This is a genomic window from Enterococcus sp. DIV1090 (assembly GCF_050537975.1).
In the GTDB taxonomy this organism is placed as follows: domain Bacteria; phylum Bacillota; class Bacilli; order Lactobacillales; family Enterococcaceae; genus Enterococcus; species Enterococcus faecalis.
In genome coordinates this window covers 2706379-2725878 of the sequence record NZ_CP172917.1, presented here as the reverse complement: position 1 = coordinate 2725878, position 19500 = coordinate 2706379, and the positions used below count along the sequence as shown (strand labels likewise).

Here is a 19500-nt window from a genome sequence, read left to right as displayed (position 1 = left end):
TAAAAGTAAAGGTACTTTTACAAGGAATTGCTTCCCATAAAGTAGAGGTAGAGAGAGTGAGAAGCCATGAGAAAAAAGTATCTTTTTTTATTTAGTTCTTTGCTAATTTTTACGGCTGTCGAAATAGAACCAATTCAAACATTGGCGACACCTATTTATAATCCCTTAGAACCAACGGAAGAAATTCAACCAAAACCAGAATCAATCACCCCTCAGGAAAAGTCAGAACCGGAACAACCTGCGCCAACCCCTCCGGAAGATCAAAAAACTACGGTTCCTTCTGAAGAAAAAAAGCCTTCACCCAAGAAAAAAGACAAACCTGTGGAGAAACCGGCAATGTCAAAAGAAAAAAAGAAACAAACAAAAGAAACAACGGCTCATCCCCTACAAGTGAATAAAGATTTTGTCTTTCCTAACGGACTTGGTGCAGGCGGCGATGAAGAATCTGAAAGCTATTTAGCAGCGGTTGGGTACTTTCTTTCAGGAAATGGATTGTATGGGAAAAAAATGGATGTGAGAGAAGTCTATGATATTGATGATGTTTTTAAATAAAGTGGATAAAAGAAAAATCGCCTTATTTCAGTTACTGGAAAATGCACCGATGTTAACAGAGTCAAAAGAAACCGTAATGCAGGAGTTAGAATTATCTGAATTTATCGTGAACAAAACGGTCGCTGAATTAAATGCCGATTTTATTGAATTTGGTTTATCAGAGGATTTTCAAATTGTGAGCGATGGTATTTTCTTAACGCTTAATGAATCAGGAACGGAAACTTCCGCTACCTTGATTGATTGCTATATTAAAGAGTCGTTACGTTTTGCTATGTTTCAAGATTTCTTTTTTCAGCGTTTTGATTCTGTGAATGAGTTTGCGTTAGAACACTTTGTTAGTCACACATTGGCTTATAAGGAGTTCAAGGAATTAAAGAAAATGCTGGAAAATTATCAAATTACAATTAATAAAGAATTTCACTTGGTGGGAAATGAAACCAATTTACGCGAAGTAACAACACTGGTTTTTTTACAATTATACCAACGTGATTTTTCATTGTACGGTAAAAAAGTTTTAGAGCAGATTCGGAACTTTGAGCTATTTTTTTCTGAGAAGGTTCATCTTAATCAGCGTGCGGGCTATGCACAAGCTAAATGTTTTCATTTTTTGGCGGTTTCTTTAGTACGAACGCAGCAACAGTTTTATGTAGAGAAAAAAGTAGATTCGCAAGTGTTAAAACAATTAGCCGGTGACAATCAGCAGAATGTTTTCAATTGGTTAGAGAGTCTTCAAATCCCAGAACCACAACGAACAAACGAAGGCAATTATTTACTCTTATTTTTAATTGCTGAAGAGTGGCTTCAAGTAGCTTCAGCAGCACTTTGCCAAAGATTTGCAGAAATTCAACAATTGAATCGTGACTTGTTAAGCTATTTAAAAATACAATTTCAGCTTTCCGAGGAAGTCCTGCAAGGTTTTGAACAAAAAGTAACAATCGTACATTTTAAATTGTTCCATTTTCCAATAGAAGCAAACTATAGTTATCGCAAAATGGATATAACCTACTTTGCAGAAACGTATACAGAGTATTTTTCTGCTAGTCGACAATTTATTCAAGAACAAAAAACGAATCCCGCTGTTTGGGATGCCAGACAGTTTTTATTTTATCGGTATCTGTTGTTAATGGTGGATGCGTTACCATTGAAAAAAGTTTTGGCTCCGATTACATTGTGTGTCGACTTTTCCTTTGGTGAAGCCTATAATCGTATGATACAAAAAAATATTGAAAAAATTACGGAATGGAATATCATTTTCAAAGCACATGTAGATGAAAGTGTACAATTAATTTTATCGGATATTCATTTTGTCGATTGGCCTGAGATTACTCAAATTATTTGGCTAGCGCCACCACGTCCTGTTGATTGGTCGCATTTTATTAAAACGCTGAGTGCACTAAGACCGCACTCGGGAGAAGAAAACAAGGTCGGGACAGCACCGCTTAGCTCCGAGAAATAAGAAGAAATTTCCGGAAATTGTTCTTTAATTTTTGGATAATTTCGGCTTATTTCCGAAGGAGCTGGTTCTGTTCCCGCCGTTTATCAGATTTTGAGCGTGAAGCAAAAATCCAAAGTGATTTTTGTACCACGCTTTTTCTTTTAGAATATAAAAATTAAAAATAATAAAAAAGTTGAAACTTTTTATGCTTGTGATTCGTCTATATAAGTGTACAGGAAAGGAGGTTCCAGAAATCGATGGTTTTCGATGGTTGGAAAAGAAAAAAACAAATTCGCGCGTTAGAAACGCTTGTGGATACCAAATATGAAAAAATGTATCGCATTGCCTTTAACTATACACATTCGAAAGAAGATGCCTTGGATGTGATTCAAGAAAGCTTTGAAAAGGCACTGAAGGCCATCCAAAAAGGACCCGATATTAAGGATTTTGACGCGTGGTTCTTTCGAATTCTGCTTTCTGTAGCGACAGATTATTGGCGTAAAAAGAAACGAGAAGCTGTTCATATTGAAAAAGATGAACATGTGTTAGCCCTTTTAAATAATCCCCAACGCAGTTTTTTAGAAATTGAAGAAATTATTAATCAATTAGATAGTCCCAATCGTGAAATTATTCTATTAAAATTTTTTGAAGGATTTACGCTAAAAGAAATCGCCTTGATCCTGGATATTAACGAAAACACGATTAAAACGAAGATGTACCGCAGTTTGAATGAACTCCGAAGTCTATTGAATTAGTAAAAGAAAGGAAGCGAAAAAATAATGGAAGATTTTGTAAAAAGTGTTGTTAAAAACTTTTCAAAAGAATACCGCCAACAACCGTTGCCAACGGATCTACAAGCGGAAGTCAAAGCGCGTTTTCATAAAGAGAAAAAGCGGTACACCTGGCTTCGTTTTAGAAACCGCTCACTGCAAAGTAGTCTAGTAGTGGCTTGTGGCTTTGTCTTATCAGTCAATTTGTTTCCAGGTTTTAGTGAAGCAGCCCGCAACATTCCTGTGTTAGATAAAATTGTTCAATTAGTCACCATCAAAACGTTGACAGCGAAAAAACAGGAAAGTGAAGTAAACATCGATGTCCCTAAAATCCAAACATCCCAAGAATCTTCAGTAGCCGACACGCTCAACAAAAAATACTTGAAAGAAGCCCAAACAGAATTTCAACAAGTCAAAGGGCAATTGTTTGATGGTTCTCGTGTTTCAGTCACTGGAGATTATGAAAAAGTCGTGGACGACCGTCGCTTCCTAGTGGTCAAACGAACCTTCACAGAAATTAAAGGCAGTTCTGCGACGACAACGAAATATGACACCATCGACAAACGAGCCAATGTTGTCGTTTCACTCCCCTTAATTTTTAAAAATGATTTTTACATTGATGTCATTAGTAGTGAAATTAAACAACAAATAGCAGACCAAATGAAGAACGATAGCAATAAAATATACTGGTCCGAAAAAGAGGATGCCCCCAGTGATGTTCAACCCTTCAAAAAAATTAAAAAGGACCAACCTTTCTATATCAATGAAAAACACCAATTAGTGATTGTGTTTCCTCAAGGAGAGATTGCGCCTTACTATATGGGCACCCCTGAATTTGTGATTCCTAATCAAGTCATTGAGAATGAATTGGCAGCGCCTAATTATTTAAAATAAACTCAGCAAAAAACACGCGACAGTTTTAAGAAATGTCGCGTGTTTTTTACTGACCTAACCAAGTCAGTTGCGGTTTTACTGAGAGAAGCGTACACTAGAATTAAGCATAACAAGAAAGGGCGAATGGCAATGGAAAAATCAGAAAAAATTAGTATTTTACAAGATGTGGTTAAAATTAAATCTGTAAATGGAAACGAAGAAGAAGTGGCAATCTATTTACAAAATCTTTTGAAGAAATATGAGATTCCTTCTGAACTTGTTTCTTATGCACCAAATCGTAGTAGTTTGGTTGCTTATTTAGGTGAAAACCGAGAAAAAATCTTAGGGTTTAGTGGCCACATGGACGTGGTTTCTGAAGGGGACGAAAGTCAATGGACTTTCCCGCCATTTGCGGCCCATATTGAAGGAAATAAATTGTATGGCCGTGGCGCAACGGACATGAAAAGCGGCTTAGTCGCAATGGTTTTAGCAATGATTGAATTAAAAGAAAAGGAAGTTCCATTAAATGGAGCGGTTAAATTTTTAGGTACAGTTGGTGAAGAAGTCGGTGAGCTAGGTGCTGGCCAATTAACTGAAAAAGGCTATGCGGATGATTTAAGTGCCTTAGTCATTGGAGAACCAACCAATTATAACTTGATGTATGCGCACATGGGTTCAATTAACTATTCTGTTGTGTCACACGGAAAAGAAGCCCACAGTTCGATGCCAGAAGAAGGCATTAACGCGATTAATAATTTGAACGAATTTATTACAGAAGCAAACCAACAAATGGCGGAAGTCACAGCAAACTATGAAAATCCTGAATTAGGTCGAACGATTCACAATGTAACCGTCATTAAAGGTGGCACACAAGTGAACAGTATTCCAGGTCAAGCAGCCTTGCAAGGGAATATCCGTTCAATTCCAGAATTCAGCAACGACCAAGTCATTGCATTATTACAAAAAATTGTCGATGAATTGAACAAAAAAGAAAAACATCAGTTAGAATTAACGATTGATTACAATAAAATTCCTGTAAAAGCTGAGAAAGATTCTGCGTTAATTCAAGCCATTCAAGCCCAATTTGATCAACCATTACCATTAGTGACAAGCGCTGGGACCACAGACTTAGCTGAATTTACTAAATCAGACAATACATTTGATTGCGTTGTCTTTGGACCAGGTGTGACCACTACTGCACACCAAGTCGACGAATATGTCGAAATTGATAATTATTTAGATATGATTGATAAGTATCAAGCGATAGCAAAAAGTTATTTAAATTAAAAAAATGTCGCGCCTGAATCATAAAAATCAGGTGCGACATTTTTTATAAGGTTTATTCCACCACAGTCCATTCATTTAAGGTTTTGCCGTTCTCATCAACTAGCTCTAACCAGCTGTTTGTTCCAGCAAAATAGAGAAACAAGCCGACTTCATTAACGCTTTTTAAGACGATATCTTCCGTTGTGACAAAGTCTTTAAATTGGCTCTTGCGTTCATCACGAAGTTTTTCACCAAATCTAGCGGAGAAACCGACAGACCCGTCTTTATTTAAAGGGGCTTCGGGCATCATTGTCGCGCCAGCTTTAATAAGCATTTCATTGCGCTTTTGCCAAAAAACAGTTGCTTTGCTTTGTCGAGTATCAATATAAAAAGGAATTTGGCTGACTTCTTTTGTCCATTTGTGGCGTGCTTTGGCTGGTCTGGCTTTCTTCGGCGCCGTTTTTTTAAACAGAGAGTAGCCAAAACGTTCCAAGATAAAGATGACTGTTTCTTTATAGTTAGTCACTGTCGCTACCGCACTTTTCGGAATTTTGACTGTCGTTGGGGTCGCTTCCAATGTTAAACCACTTTCTTTCGCATCATCTAGGAAAGCTTGCGCTAAATAGGCAAGTTCTGTGTCCCAAGTCGATTTCAATAAAATCGAGTGATCAAAAGAAACTTCTTTATATGTAGCTTTTTCTTCAGCAAGTCCTAAAGCAACTAGTTGGTTATCTCTTAGCAAGAAAAGAATCGCTGCCTCTTTTTTCGGTAATTTAGTTGTTTGTTCAATGATTAAGTGGGCCTGATCGGCTAAATCAATGAGTGTCTTTGTTTTTTTTAGATCAACGGTTAAATGTAAGTCCATGAAGTCTGCTCCTTTATCGTTAGTCTCTTCATTGTATCATGAAATAGCGTCTTCGTCTTTTAACGAGTCAGCGACCTTACAATATTGTTTGAAACAAAAAGAAGCTTTCGTGGTATACTTACTCACATACATAATTTTTAATGAGGAAAGTAGAGGAACAAGAATGAAAACACTTGGCAATATTTTATGGTTCATCTTTGGCGGCTTTTTTGGTGGCTTATCTTGGCTATTCGCAGGCGTGATTTGGTGTATTACAATTATCGGTATTCCGATTGGTTTACAATGTTTTAAATTAGCGGGGTTGAGCTTTTGGCCGTTTAAAAAGCGAGTCGTGTATAGTGATAGCGGCGTATCTTTGGTGGTAAATATTATTTGGCTGATTATCAGTGGACTACCATTAGCAATTGGACATTGTATTAGTGGCTTATTGCTTTGTCTGACAATCATCGGTATTCCGTTTGGGCAACAATCCTTTAAATTGGCGAAATTAGCGTTAATGCCGTTTGGGGCCCGTGTTGTTTCAACAAATGATTTTTATTTTGAATAGTCAGAGGTTTCTCATTGACAAATAAAACGAAACAGCGTATTCTTTAAATGTAACAAATAACGTTACATTTAGTTTGGAGTGATTAGACATGGCCATGTCAACGAAATTAAGTGTTGCGATTCATATTTTAAGTTTGATTGAAACAGGTCCTCAAGAACAAGTGACTTCTGAATACATTGCTTCGAGCGTGAATACGAATCCAGTCGTTGTTCGACGACTAATGAGTCAGTTAAAAAAAGCCGGCTTGATTCATTCCATGCGTGGAGCCAATAAAAATACCTTATTAAAGAAACCAGAAGAGATCTCACTGTATGAAATTTATACAGCGGTTGAATTGGAACGAGAGATTTTCAATATTCATCAAAATCCTAATCCAAACTGTTCCGTTGGGGCAAATATCCAATCGGTACTAGAAACTGAATTTACTAAAGTGCAACAAAAAATGGAAGAAGAATTAAAAAGCATTACCTTAGCAGATGTGATTCATGAAATAGAAGTTAAGAGAGATAAGTAATCTCTCTACTTTTAAAGCATTAAATGTAACTATTTTAGTTCTATTTAAAAATGAAAGGATGATTTACATGAAAGTAGCAGTATTAGGAGCAACAGGAAAAGAAGGACAATTACTTTTAGCAGAAGCTAAACGTCGCGGGATGGACGTGACAGCCATCATTCGTAATGCCTCAAAAATAACAGATGGCACACCGACCATTGAAAAAGATGTTTATCAATTAACAATAGAAGATATTCAAGCGTTTGATGTATTAATTAGTGCCTTAGGATTCCCTGATGTGCAAGATTTCCCAAAATCTACCCAGCATTTGATTGAGATTTTAACCAATCAAAAAACGCGCTTGTTTGTCGTTGGGGGCGCTGGAACCTTGTATGTGGACCCAGAACACACAACTCAATTAAAAGATACACCATCATTCCCAGCAGAAATTCAGCCATTAGCTTCGGCGATGGGTGAAGCTTTAAACTTATTGAAAGAAGCTCAAAACATCCACTGGACCTATATTAGTCCTGCAGCCATGTTTGATGCTGATGGTCCTGCGACAGGCCATTATGAAGTCGCTGGCGAAGAATTAACAACCAATAGTCAAGGTGACAGCTACATTAGTTACGCAGACTACGCCGTTGCCATGTTAGATGAAGTGGAAAGTAATGCACACCCAAATCAACGAATTAGTGTGTATCAATAAAAAACAAGAAAATGGGGCCTCCGTTGTTTTAACGGAGGCCCCATTTTCTTGTTTGATTAATTATTGCTAATGTATTTACTGTTTGGGTGCTCGGTATCCTGCTGCCTCTGCTTCTTCAACAGTAGAGAACCAAGCTACTGGATTAGTAGTCTGATCATAATACCTGCTCCCTGGTACATGATAAATTTTACCACGTGACCCTTTAATTAAGGCGTTACCGCTTGGTGTTTCCGCAGCAGCCGTCTCGACTTCCGCCGGCGCCTGTGCGGCTTGTTGCGCCTCTGCTTCAGCTTGCGCTTTTGCTGCCGCTTCGGCTTGTTCTTTTTGCGCTTTTTCAGCGGCTAGTTTCTGAGCTTCTGCTTCTTTTCGTTGTTTTTCTTTGTGGGCATCTAATTGAGTTTTAACAACGGCTACCCGTTTTGTTAAAGCTTGATTTGGGGAGTTTAAAGCGTCAATTTGTTTGATCGCTTCATTATAGTAAGCTTCATTGGTTGGTTCTTGTTCAGCTTTTTCAACAGCGGCTGTCGCACTGGCGACTAATTGTTCATTTTTTTCTTTTTCAGCGATAGCGGTTTGAACAGTCGCTAAACGTTGTTGAAATCCTTCTTTGCCAACTGGGGCAGCAGCTACTAATTTTTCAGCTGCTTGATAATCGCTTTTACTTTTGGATTTTTCAGCAGTTGTAACTGCTTCATCAACAGGTACTGCTTCTTTGATTTTTTCAAGGCGATCATTGTATTCCTCGTATTCTTGACTTAATGAAGATACTAAGGTTGCGGCTTCATCATAGTTTTTCTGAGAAGGTTGTTTTTCAGCGTAAGCTAAGGCGTTTTCTGTTTTGGCCAATTCTTGCTCAGAATCTGTGATGCTCGCAATAAATTCTTTTGACGGTGTGACTTCGACTGATTTTTCAACTTTGGTATCTTTCTTCTCAGCCACAAAGGTGATTTTTTGCGTTTTTTCATCGGACAGTTTTACTTTGTAAGCAAACGTTTTGTCTTTCGTTTTTACTTCCTTGCCATTGGCCGTTAGTTTGCTGTTGCCGTCGTATTCGCCTTTGATGGTGGCTGAGCCATTGGCATCGGTTTCAACACTCTCTGCATCAAGTGAAAGCGTTGGGGAAGAATCTGTCGTGGCAACCCCACCAATAAATAGAGCGGCACTTGCTAATGCGGCATAGCCATATTGTTTTTTCGGTTGTTTCTTGATTAATGCTTTGATAGTCAGTCCCCCGCTGACAAGTAACCCTAATAGACCCAAAAGTCCTACTACTACACTCATTCATTTCTCTCCTTTCGATATAACGTTATTATACAATGTATTGTGAGAAAATGAACATTTTTTTCGTAATAATTAATAAATTTCCTGATAAAAAAATTATTTCCTGAAGCTCAAATTCTTTTGTAAAAATTTTGTTGTGCTAAAATGGAAAGTGAGTTTAACTACGTATGTTATTAGAGAAGGGGAAATCAATGAAAGCAGAAATCATTGCAGTCGGAACAGAGTTATTACTGGGACAAGTAGTGAATACCAACGCCACCTTTTTATCAGAAGAGTTAGCTGCGCTAGGCATCGATGTTTACTATCAGACCGTTGTTGGTGATAACGGCGGCCGCTTAGAAACGCTACTAACAGAAGCAGAACAAAGAAGTGATTTAATTGTCCTTTGTGGAGGGCTAGGACCTACAGAAGACGATTTAACCAAGCAAGTTGTCGCACAACATCTCCATAAATCATTAGTAGAAGATCAAGAAGGATTGAACCGCTTGCACCAGTTTTTCCAACAGTCTAAGCGGCCAATGACGGAAAATAATCTACGACAAGTGTTAGCTATTGAAGGTGGACAAGTTCTTCAAAACCCGACAGGATTAGCGGTTGGTTCTTTCGTAACAGAAGGCACAACAAGCTATTTGCTCTTACCAGGACCACCCAATGAATTAATTCCGATGTTCCAACAAGCGGCACGACCTTTATTGATTGATGCGTTTCCACAAGAAGAACAATTGATTTCAAGAGTCTTGCGTTTTTATGGGATTGGTGAATCACAGCTGGTGACCGAGATTCAATCGTTGATTGCGCACCAAACGAATCCAACCATTGCGCCTTATGCTAAGCCTAATGAAGTGACACTTCGTTTAACAGTTAAAACAAAAGACTTAGTAGCTGGCGAAGAATTATTAACAGCGACGGAAGAAAAGGTTTTAGCTAAAGTGGGAGACTATTTTTATGGGTATGGGGATGACAATAGTTTAGCCAAGGTAACAGTGGATTTGTTATTACAAAACGGACAAACCGTCACGGCTGCTGAGAGCCTCACTGCTGGCCTATTCCAAAGTACACTGGGGGAAATTGCGGGTGCTTCGAAGATTTTTAAGGGAGGCTTCGTGACGTATTCGCAAGAAACAAAAGAGAACTTTTTAGGAATTTCTCATGAACTTTTAGAAGAACATGGCACGGTAAGTGAAGCGTGTGCCAAAGAAATGGCAGAGAAAGCGCGTCAGTTAGCTAAATCTAACTATGGTTTATCATTTACTGGGGTCGCTGGTGACCCAATCGAAGGTCAACCGACAGGCACTGTTTGGATTGGGCTGGCGGAAGAAGGCCAACCAACTGTTGTAGAATGTTTCCATTTTAACCGTGATCGAAATTATATTAGACAGAGTGCGGTTATGCGAGGGTTAGATCTTTTGCGGCGACGAATCATTAATAAAAAATAAATATGCGAATGTTTGTTCGGTTTTTTCTTGCTTTTTTGGTACAAAAGAGATATGATAGACCTACTAACAGGAAATGAAAAATAAGTTTATATAAATTAAAGGAGGATTATCCATTGGCAGATGATCGTAAAGTGGCTTTAGATGCCGCACTGAAAAAAATTGAAAAGAACTTTGGGAAAGGTTCTATTATGAAATTAGGCGAAAAAGCTGATCAAAAAATTTCAACTATCCCTAGTGGTTCTTTAGCGTTAGATGTTGCATTGGGCGTAGGTGGGTATCCACGTGGCCGAATTATTGAAGTATATGGTCCTGAGAGTTCAGGTAAAACAACTGTTTCTTTACACGCAATTGCAGAAGTGCAACGAAATGGTGGAACAGCCGCTTTTATCGATGCTGAGCATGCATTGGATCCTCAATATGCGGAGAAACTAGGCGTTAACATCGATGAATTACTTTTATCTCAACCAGATACGGGCGAGCAAGGCTTAGAGATTGCCGATGCCTTAGTTTCAAGTGGTGCGATTGACATCGTTGTTATCGACTCGGTTGCTGCGTTAGTTCCTCGTGCAGAGATTGATGGTGAGATGGGAGCGAGCCATGTCGGCTTACAAGCTCGACTAATGTCTCAAGCACTACGTAAATTATCAGGCTCAATTAATAAGACAAAAACAATTGCTATTTTCATTAACCAAATTCGTGAAAAAGTTGGCGTGATGTTCGGAAATCCTGAAACAACTCCTGGTGGACGTGCATTGAAATTCTACGCAACGGTTCGTCTAGAAGTCCGTCGTGCAGAACAGTTAAAACAAGGAACAGACATCGTCGGTAACCGCACAAAAATTAAAGTCGTTAAAAACAAAGTGGCGCCACCATTTAAAGTGGCAGAAGTTGATATCATGTATGGCCAAGGGATTTCCCAAGAAGGCGAATTACTAGATATGGCTGTGGAAAAAGACCTTATCAGTAAAAGTGGTGCTTGGTATGGCTACAAAGAAGAACGAATTGGCCAAGGCCGTGAAAATGCCAAACAATACATGGCGGATCATCCTGAAATGATGGCAGAAGTGTCTAAATTGGTCCGTGATGCATACGGCATCGGTGACGGTTCAACCATTACAGAAGAAGCAGAAGGTCAAGAAGAATTACCCTTAGATGAATAGATAACGAGTGAATACGACTCGTTAAGAAGAAGGACAACACTTACTGAACAGGACAGGTGTTGTCTTTTTTTGTTTAGAACTAAATTGTTAAATAGACTGTTGTCCATGTCCGAACCCATCCACATCAAGCAGCTTAGTCAAACAGCAGACTATGCGGCGTTTGTTCTAAAATTTAAACAATTCGTGACGGCGGAAACCTAAAAATGTGACGTTGTCTAATATTTGCTGCCCTTTCCAAAAGAAAGGGCTTTTTTAAGTTGACACCTTTCGCGACAAACATTAGAATAAAATTGTGTGTATGCACAAATATGCAAGTAGGCATATTGATAATTGATTTTAGTTTATCAAAAAACTACAAGATATGAATTAACAAAAAGATAGTATGGAGGTGGAAATATGGTTTTAAATATTCTCCTCGCTATCGTCGGTTTGATTGTCGGTCTTGGTTTAGGATTTGTTATTGCAAAGTCACGTCATGATAAAGCAATAAATGGTGCAAAAATTTCAGCGTCGAGTATTCTCGAGAACGCTCGGAAAGAATCAGAAACACTGAAAAAAGAAGCATTGCTAGAAGCTAAGGAAGAGAACCAGAAGTATCGTTCAGAAATTGAAAGTGAGTTGAAAGAAAGCAGATTAGAACTTAAATCTCAAGAAAATCGTTTAATTCAACGGGAACAAACGTTGGATCGTAAAGATGACTCTCTTGAAAAACGTGAAGGCTCACTGGAAGAAAAAGAAGAGAAACTTGGTGCTAGACAGCAATTAATTGATGAGCGAGAAAAAGAAGTAGAAAACTTAATTAATCAGCAACATCAAGAATTAGAACGAATTGCTTCCCTTTCAAAAGAAGAAGCAAAATCGATTATTATGAAGTCAACAGAAGAAGAGTTGAATCATGAACTAACCTTGATGGTCAAGGAGTCAGAACAACGTGCCAAAGAAGAATCTGATCGCAAAGCGAAGAACTTGCTTTCCCTAGCAATTCAACGTTGCGCCGCCGATTCTGTTTCTGAAACAACTGTTTCCGTGGTCACTTTACCAAATGATGAGATGAAAGGTCGCATTATTGGTCGTGAAGGACGTAATATTCGTACATTGGAAACATTAACAGGGATTGACTTAATCATTGATGATACGCCAGAAGCGGTTGTGTTATCTGGATTTGATCCAATCAGACGAGAAATCGCTCGAATGACCTTGGAAAAATTAATCCAAGATGGTCGGATTCATCCCGCTCGTATCGAAGAAATGGTAGAAAAATCACGTAAAGAAATGGATGAACGGATTCGTGAATACGGAGAACAAGCAGCCTTTGAAGTAGGTGCTCATACGTTACATCCTGATTTAATTAAAATTTTAGGCCGTTTACGTTTCAGAACAAGTTATGGTCAAAATGTCTTGAACCATTCAATCGAAGTAGCAAAACTAGCTGGCGTTTTAGCCGCCGAATTAGGCGAAGATGTTCAATTAGCCAAACGTGCAGGTTTACTACATGATATTGGGAAAGCATTAGATCATGAAATTGAAGGTTCTCACGTTGAGATTGGCGCAGAATTAGCTGCGAAATATAAAGAAAATTCAGTAGTTATTAATGCCATTGCCTCGCATCATGGTGATGTGGAAGCAACCTCAGTTATTTCTGTTTTAGTGGCAGCCGCAGATGCGTTATCTGCAGCCCGTCCAGGTGCACGTAGTGAATCGTTAGAAAACTACATTCGCCGCTTAGAAAACTTAGAAAATATTTCTAATAGTTTTGAAGGCGTTGATTCAAGTTTTGCTGTTCAAGCAGGACGTGAAGTTCGTGTCATGGTGAAACCAGAAGAAATTTCTGATTTAGAATCTGTTCGTTTAGTTCGAGACATTCGGAAGAAAATTGAAGATGACTTGGATTATCCAGGACATATCAAAGTAACGGTTATCCGTGAAACACGTGCCGTAGACTATGCGAAATAAAATAAAAAGCGAATAAGTATCGCGTGTAGTGTCTCAACGAACAATTGCAAGGATTGTTCGTTGAGACACTTTTTTTAATCTTTTAAAACCAAAACTTTCTTTTCAAAGCGAAAACAACTATAATAAACAAGAGATGTTAAAAAGAGAAGAGGAACCTTTTTGCGTATATTATTTATAGGAGATGTTGTCGGTTCTTTAGGAAGAGAAGCCTTAGCAACGTATGTCCCTAAATTAAAGAAGAAATATCGTCCACAAGTGACCATTGCCAATGGTGAAAATGCGGCATCTGGTCGAGGAATTACTGGCAAGATTTATAAGAAATTTTTGCAAGATGGTGTCGATGTTGTTACGATGGGTAACCATACGTGGGACAACAAGGATATCTTTGAATTCATTGATGATGCGAAGAAAATGGTTCGTCCAGCGAACTTTCCAGAAGATGTGCCTGGTCAAGGAATGGTTTTTGTGAAAGTCAATCAATTGGAACTAGCGGTGATTAATTTACAGGCCCGCACATTTATGGTGCCATTGGAAGATCCTTTCAAGAAAGCCGCCGAGCTAGTGGCTATCGCTCGCAAACGGACACCGCTCATTTTTGTGGATTTTCATGGCGAAACGACGAGCGAAAAACAAGCCATGAGCTGGTTTTTAGATGGCCAAGTTTCAGCCGTTGTTGGAACACATACGCATGTTCAAACAAATGACGCTCGGATTTTACCGAAAGGGACAGCCTTCTTAAGTGATGTCGGTATGACCGGACCTTATGATGGGATTCTAGGAATGAAGCGTGAACCGATTATTGAGAAGTTTATGACAGCATTGCCGAAGCGCTTTGAGGTAGTCGAAACAGGGCGGACGATTTTATCTGCCTGTATTTTAGAGATTGATGACCAAACGGGCCAAGCGAAGATGATTGAGCCGATTCAGATTAGCGAAGATCGCCCGTTTCAAGAATAATAGAAGAAAAGTTAATCTCGGATCATTAAGAGGTTAACTTTTTCTGCTCTTATAGAAAAAGTGCCGGTGAAAGATGAAGGTGAAAAAAATGGAGCCGTTGAATTTAGATGCACAAAGTAATAAAGAATTAGAAAAATTGTTACATTTAATTGGACAAGATGAAGTCATTCAGCGCTACCAAGCGATTGAAGAAAAGGTAAAGAAAAACAAAAAGCTGACAGAATTAGTGGAAGAAATTAAAGCTGCGCAAAAAGATGCGGTTCAATTTGCTCACTATGGCAAACCAACTGCTGAAAAAGAAGCCATTCAACGAGCTGATGCGAAAACAAAAGAATTTGATGAGCACCCACTCGTTGTAGCCTACCGCGAACAACTGATCGAAGCCAATGACTTAGTCCAACATGTCACGGCGCTCATTCAATACCGCGTGAACGAAGAGCTAGAGAAGGAAGGGAATTAAATGCCACAAAAGACAAAAAATACACCCATGATGGAACAATATTTATCCATTAAGGCCCAATACAAGGATGCGTTTTTATTTTATCGCTTAGGTGATTTTTATGAATTATTTTATGAAGATGCTATCAATGCAGCGCAAATCTTAGAATTGACGTTAACCAGTCGCAACCGCAATGCGGATGATCCGATTCCTATGTGTGGCGTTCCTTATCATGCCGCGCAAGGCTACATTGATACGTTGATTGAGCAAGGCTATAAAGTAGCGATTTGTGAGCAAGTAGAAGATCCAAAGACTACCAAGGGTATGGTCAAACGAGAAGTGGTCCAGTTGGTAACGCCAGGAACGGTGATGAATAGTAAAGGCTTGGAAGCCAAAGACAATAATTACTTAACCGCTGTGCTAACAGATGGTAATCAGTTCGGTTTTGCCTATGTAGATTTGAGTACAGGCGAATTAAAAACAGCAGTCTTGGCTGATGAAGAGGGCGTTTTAAACGAAGCTTCTGCGTTGCAAACAAAAGAAATGGTCCTAGGTTCAGGGATCCCTGAATCGTTAAAAGAGAACTTAAGTTTACGTTTAAATATTATCTTTTCGACACAAGAAACGGTGGAAGAAAATGCCGAGTTTAGTTTTTTAACCAATGAACTGATTAATCCATTAGAAATTGAAATTACAGGCAAGTTATTATCTTATTTATCTGTTACCCAAAAGCGGAGCTTGTCCCATATTCAGAAAGCTGTGGAATATCAGCCAGATCATTTCTTGAAAATGGATCATTATTCTAAATTCAATTTAGAATTGAGTCAGTCGATTCGAACAGGACAGAAAAAAGGGACTCTTTTGTGGCTATTAGATGAAACGAAAACAGCTATGGGCGGCCGTTTGTTGAAACAATGGTTGGATCGTCCGCTAATTCAGGAACGTCAAATTAAGACGCGTCAAGAAATGGTGCAATCCTTATTAAATGCCTATTTTGAACGCTTGGATTTGCAAGCAGCATTGACGAACGTTTATGATTTAGAGCGGTTAGCAGGACGCGTGGCATTCGGCAGTGTGAATGGGCGTGATTTAATTCAATTACGGACCTCTTTAGAACAAGTACCAACGATTCGACAGTTAATTGTCGGGATCAATCAAGGGGAATGGGATGATTTGTTAGTCGACTTAAACCCTGTTGAAGATTTAGTGGCATTGATTGCGACGGCGATTAATGAAGAAGCCCCTTTACAAATTACTGAAGGAAATGTTATTAAAGACGGCTATAACGACCAATTAGATGAATACCGTGATGCCATGCGTAATGGTAAGCAATGGTTAGCGGAGTTAGAAGCGAAAGAACGCCAAGAAACAGGCATTAAAAACTTGAAGATTGGCTACAATCGTGTCTTTGGTTATTTCATTGAAATCACTAAGTCAAATTTAGCGAATTTAGAAGAAGGAAAATACGAGCGTAAGCAAACATTAGCTAATGCGGAGCGCTTTATTACGCCCGAACTAAAAGAACTAGAGCGTTTAATCTTAGAAGCCGAAGAAAAATCAGTTGAACTAGAATATCAATTGTTCTTGGCCGTGAGAGAACAAGTGAAAACGAATATTGATCGATTGCAAACACTGGCTAAAACCATTAGTGCGGTTGATGTTTTACAATCTTTTGCAACAATTAGTGAACGGTATCAATACGTTCGACCAACGTTAAGAAGTAACACGAAAAATTTGGCGATTGTCGAAGGACGACACCCAGTCGTGGAAAAAGTTTTAGGGCACCAAGAATACATTCCAAACAGTATCCGCATGAACCCAGAAACAGATATTCTCTTGATTACTGGACCAAACATGTCAGGGAAAAGTACCTACATGCGTCAATTGGCTTTGACGGTGGTCATGGCGCAAATTGGCTGTTTTGTACCAGCGGAAAGTGCTGAAATGCCAATTTTCGATCAAATTTTTACACGGATTGGGGCCTCTGATGATCTAATTGCAGGGCAAAGTACCTTTATGGTAGAAATGATGGAAGCCAACCAAGCACTGCGGCACGCCACGCCTAACAGCCTAATTTTATTTGATGAATTAGGACGCGGCACGGCAACCTATGATGGAATGGCGCTAGCGCAAGCCATCATTGAATATATCCATCGTGAAGTACAAGCCAAAACGCTATTCTCTACACATTATCATGAACTAACTGTTCTAGATGAAACCTTAAAAGGCTTGAAGAATATTCACGTGGGCGCTGTCGAAAAAGATGGCGAAGTGGTCTTTCTTCATAAAATGATGGAAGGACCTGCTGATAAGAGCTATGGGATACATGTTGCTAAAATCGCTGGTTTACCAAGCCCGCTTTTAGAACGAGCAGCCACCATTTTATCCGCTTTAGAAGCGGAAGAAACAACGATTCCAAGTTCAGTTCATCATGAAGAAGTTTCAGAAGTCCATGAAGAAACCGAGCAACTTTCATTATTTAAAGAAGTTTCAACAGAAGAATTAAGTGTCATTGACACATTGAAGAAAATGAATCTATTAGAAATGACACCACTAGATGCGTTAAACATGCTTCATCAATTGCAAAAACGTATCTAATTAGGAACCGAACCGGTTAGGAGGTCGTGAAATGGGGAAAATTCAAGAACTATCTGAACAACTAGCCAACCAGATTGCTGCTGGTGAAGTTGTTGAACGTCCCGCTTCTGTCGTCAAAGAATTGGTGGAAAATGCACTGGATGCAGGAAGCACCCAAATTGATATTTTTATTGAAGAAGCTGGCTTGAAAACCATTCAAATTATTGATAATGGTGAAGGAATTGCCAAAGAAGATGTACTGAATGCCTTCAAACGCCATGCCACAAGCAAAATTCATACAAGAGATGATTTGTTCCGAATTCGCAGTTTGGGGTTCCGAGGCGAAGCCTTACCAAGTATTGCCTCGGTTTCTGAAATGATTGTCGAAACTGCCACAGCTGAGGAAGAAGAAGGCAGCTATGTGATTCTAAAAGGGGGCAAGGTCGAAGAAAACCGACCAGCAGCCCTCCGTAAAGGCACAAAAATGACCGTTTCTAATTTATTTTATAATACGCCCGCTCGTTTGAAATACGTCAAAACGATCCAAACGGAATTGGCTAATATCGGTGACATTGTCAATCGTCTGGCATTAAGTCACCCTAAAGTCGCTTTTCGCTTAGTTCATGACGGCCACAAAATGATGAGTACAACAGGCAATGGTGATTTAAAACAAACGATTGCCGGGATTTATGGCATTAGTACCGCAAAGAAAATGTTGAAAATTGAAGGAAAAGACCTTGATTTTACTTTGACAGGGTATGTTTCATTGCCAGAAGTCACACGGGCCAGCCGTAACTATTTATCAACGATTATCAATGGTCGTTATATTAAAAATTTCGCGTTAAATAAAGCAATTGTAGCCGGCTATGGTTCGAAACTAATGGTGGGGCGTTTTCCAATTGCTGTGTTAGAAATTGAAATGGATCCGCTGTTAGTCGATGTCAATGTCCATCCTACTAAGCAAGAAGTTCGTTTAAGTAAAGAAAAAGATTTAATGGCATTAATTGAACAGGCGATTCAAGAAGTGTTGAGCCAAGAACAGTTGATTCCCAATGCGGCAGACAATTTGCGTTTTAAAAAGAAACTACCGCCAGAACCTAAAGCCGAACAAATGGAAATTCCTTTATCGACTGAACAACCTGCGGTAAAACAACGACCGGGCAGCTTAAGCTATAATCCCGCAACGGGTCGCTTCTATGCGGAACATGCGACAGACGAAACACCAGTCTCAAGCGCCCCTGAAACTGTCAACCAGACAGAAAGAGCAGTGGACCCAATGGACGACCCATTTGCGCCGCCAGTGCCAGAATCAACGAGTGTAGCGGAAGAAACGTCAGCTTACGAAACCTCTTCGGCAGCTGTTGATTCCGCAAATCATTGGGAAACATCTAGTAATGAGCAACAGATAATAGCCAAAGAAACGAAAGTAACTAAAGTATCTGATTCAGAACCTTCTCTGCGTTCATCAGAGGCTGCTGACGAGGTTTTCCAAGAAGAAATGAAACTTCACCCGGAATTCGATGCCAATAGCGCTGCGAGTCAAAGAGAACTGAAACAAGCCCTGAATAAGTTGGAAGAAGAACGACCGACAGAACGTTTTCCTGAGTTAGAATACTTCGGTCAAATGCACGGAACTTATTTATTCGCACAAAGCAAAGATGGCCTGTTTATTATCGACCAACACGCTGCCCAAGAACGAATTAAATACGAGTACTTCCGTGAAAAAATTGGCGAAGTCAGTGATGATTTACAAGAATTATTGGTACCAATCGTTATTGATTATCCAAATAGTGATGCCTTGAAAATTAAAGAGCAGAAAGAAACCCTTGCAGAAGTCGGCATCCATTTGGAAGACTTTGGACAAAATAGTTTCATTGTGCGGGCGCACCCAACTTGGTATCCTGCAGGCGAAGAGGAAAGCATTGTTCGCGAGATGATTGACATGTTGCTAACAACTGGCTCGGTCAGCGTGAAAAAATTCCGTGAAGCAACTGCCATTATGATGAGCTGTAAGCGATCCATCAAAGCCAATCATTACCTCAATGAGCAACAAGCACGCGTGCTATTAAAAGATTTAGCCTTGTGCGAAAATCCGTTTAATTGTCCGCATGGACGTCCGGTGCTGATTCATTTTACGAATTCAGATATGGAACGAATGTTTAAACGCATTCAAGACCCCCATTAAAA

The 19500-nt window shown here is 39.3% G+C and carries 17 protein-coding genes; 15 read left to right on the top strand and 2 right to left on the bottom strand.

The window, feature by feature from the left end:
* Positions 1–66: 66 nt before the first annotated feature.
* The 5 genes from IGL48_RS13260 (at position 67) to IGL48_RS13240 (ending at position 4917) form a co-directional block, all read left to right on the top strand.
* Complete coding sequence (locus tag IGL48_RS13260; RefSeq protein ID WP_002354843.1) at positions 67–552, top strand: hypothetical protein; 486 nt, start codon at positions 67–69, stop codon at positions 550–552.
* A complete protein-coding gene (locus IGL48_RS13255) occupies positions 527–2008 on the top strand; it encodes a helix-turn-helix domain-containing protein (protein ID WP_002378832.1) in 1482 nt (493 codons plus the stop codon). Before IGL48_RS13260 ends, IGL48_RS13255 begins: the two co-directional genes overlap by 26 nt.
* 236 nt (positions 2009–2244) lie before the next feature.
* Positions 2245–2742, top strand: coding sequence for an RNA polymerase sigma factor (locus IGL48_RS13250; protein WP_002360979.1), 498 nt, complete (start codon positions 2245–2247; stop codon positions 2740–2742).
* 24 nt (positions 2743–2766) lie between these two features.
* Entirely contained in the window at positions 2767–3651 is an 885-nt protein-coding gene (locus IGL48_RS13245) for an RsiV family protein (RefSeq protein ID WP_002365402.1), read from the top strand.
* Between the two features lie 129 nt (positions 3652–3780).
* Positions 3781–4917 carry an ArgE/DapE family deacylase gene (locus IGL48_RS13240; protein ID WP_048949560.1) on the top strand — a complete coding sequence of 379 codons (1137 nt, stop codon included), beginning with the start codon at positions 3781–3783 and terminating at the stop codon, positions 4915–4917.
* 52 nt (positions 4918–4969) lie between these two features.
* Here IGL48_RS13240 and IGL48_RS13235 read toward each other — a convergent pair whose 3' ends face one another.
* Positions 4970–5761 (bottom strand): hypothetical protein, encoded by a 792-nt coding sequence (locus tag IGL48_RS13235; protein WP_048949542.1) that lies wholly within the window; start codon positions 5759–5761, stop codon positions 4970–4972.
* A 163-nt stretch (positions 5762–5924) separates the two neighbouring features.
* On the opposite strand from IGL48_RS13235, the gene IGL48_RS13230 reads away from it, so the two are divergent.
* The 3 genes from IGL48_RS13230 (at position 5925) to IGL48_RS13220 (ending at position 7510) form a co-directional block, all read left to right on the top strand.
* Complete coding sequence (locus tag IGL48_RS13230) at positions 5925–6308, top strand: YccF domain-containing protein (RefSeq protein WP_002358999.1); 384 nt, start codon at positions 5925–5927, stop codon at positions 6306–6308.
* 88 nt (positions 6309–6396) lie between these two features.
* Positions 6397–6822 (top strand): Rrf2 family transcriptional regulator, encoded by a 426-nt coding sequence (locus IGL48_RS13225; RefSeq protein ID WP_002383201.1) that lies wholly within the window; start codon positions 6397–6399, stop codon positions 6820–6822.
* Between the two features lie 58 nt (positions 6823–6880).
* The gene (locus tag IGL48_RS13220) at positions 6881–7510 is read left to right on the top strand and encodes an NAD(P)-dependent oxidoreductase (protein WP_161797706.1); all 630 of its coding nucleotides are present in this window, start codon (positions 6881–6883) and stop codon (positions 7508–7510) included.
* 75 nt (positions 7511–7585) lie between these two features.
* Here IGL48_RS13220 and IGL48_RS13215 read toward each other — a convergent pair whose 3' ends face one another.
* A complete protein-coding gene (locus IGL48_RS13215; RefSeq protein WP_048949540.1) occupies positions 7586–8791 on the bottom strand; it encodes a hypothetical protein in 1206 nt (401 codons plus the stop codon).
* 191 nt (positions 8792–8982) lie between these two features.
* On the opposite strand from IGL48_RS13215, the gene IGL48_RS13210 reads away from it, so the two are divergent.
* From IGL48_RS13210 to mutL, 7 genes are all read left to right on the top strand, one after another.
* A complete protein-coding gene (locus tag IGL48_RS13210) occupies positions 8983–10227 on the top strand; it encodes a competence/damage-inducible protein A (RefSeq protein WP_010820333.1) in 1245 nt (414 codons plus the stop codon).
* Positions 10228–10340: 113 nt separating this feature from the next.
* The gene (gene recA, locus IGL48_RS13205) at positions 10341–11387 is read left to right on the top strand and encodes a recombinase RecA (RefSeq protein ID WP_002354860.1); all 1047 of its coding nucleotides are present in this window, start codon (positions 10341–10343) and stop codon (positions 11385–11387) included.
* Between the two features lie 396 nt (positions 11388–11783).
* Entirely contained in the window at positions 11784–13340 is a 1557-nt protein-coding gene (gene rny, locus IGL48_RS13200; RefSeq protein WP_002354863.1) for a ribonuclease Y, read from the top strand.
* A gap of 159 nt (positions 13341–13499) precedes the next feature.
* Complete coding sequence (locus IGL48_RS13195) at positions 13500–14297, top strand: TIGR00282 family metallophosphoesterase (RefSeq protein WP_002354864.1); 798 nt, start codon at positions 13500–13502, stop codon at positions 14295–14297.
* Between the two features lie 73 nt (positions 14298–14370).
* Positions 14371–14757: a RicAFT regulatory complex protein RicA family protein gene (locus tag IGL48_RS13190; protein ID WP_002359008.1), complete on the top strand. Its 387-nt coding sequence runs from the start codon at positions 14371–14373 to the stop codon at positions 14755–14757.
* Entirely contained in the window at positions 14758–17334 is a 2577-nt protein-coding gene (gene mutS / locus IGL48_RS13185) for a DNA mismatch repair protein MutS (protein WP_002359009.1), read from the top strand. It begins immediately after the preceding gene.
* A gap of 31 nt (positions 17335–17365) precedes the next feature.
* Entirely contained in the window at positions 17366–19498 is a 2133-nt protein-coding gene (gene mutL, locus IGL48_RS13180; protein WP_002368469.1) for a DNA mismatch repair endonuclease MutL, read from the top strand.
* The last annotated feature ends 2 nt before the right edge of the window (positions 19499–19500 follow it).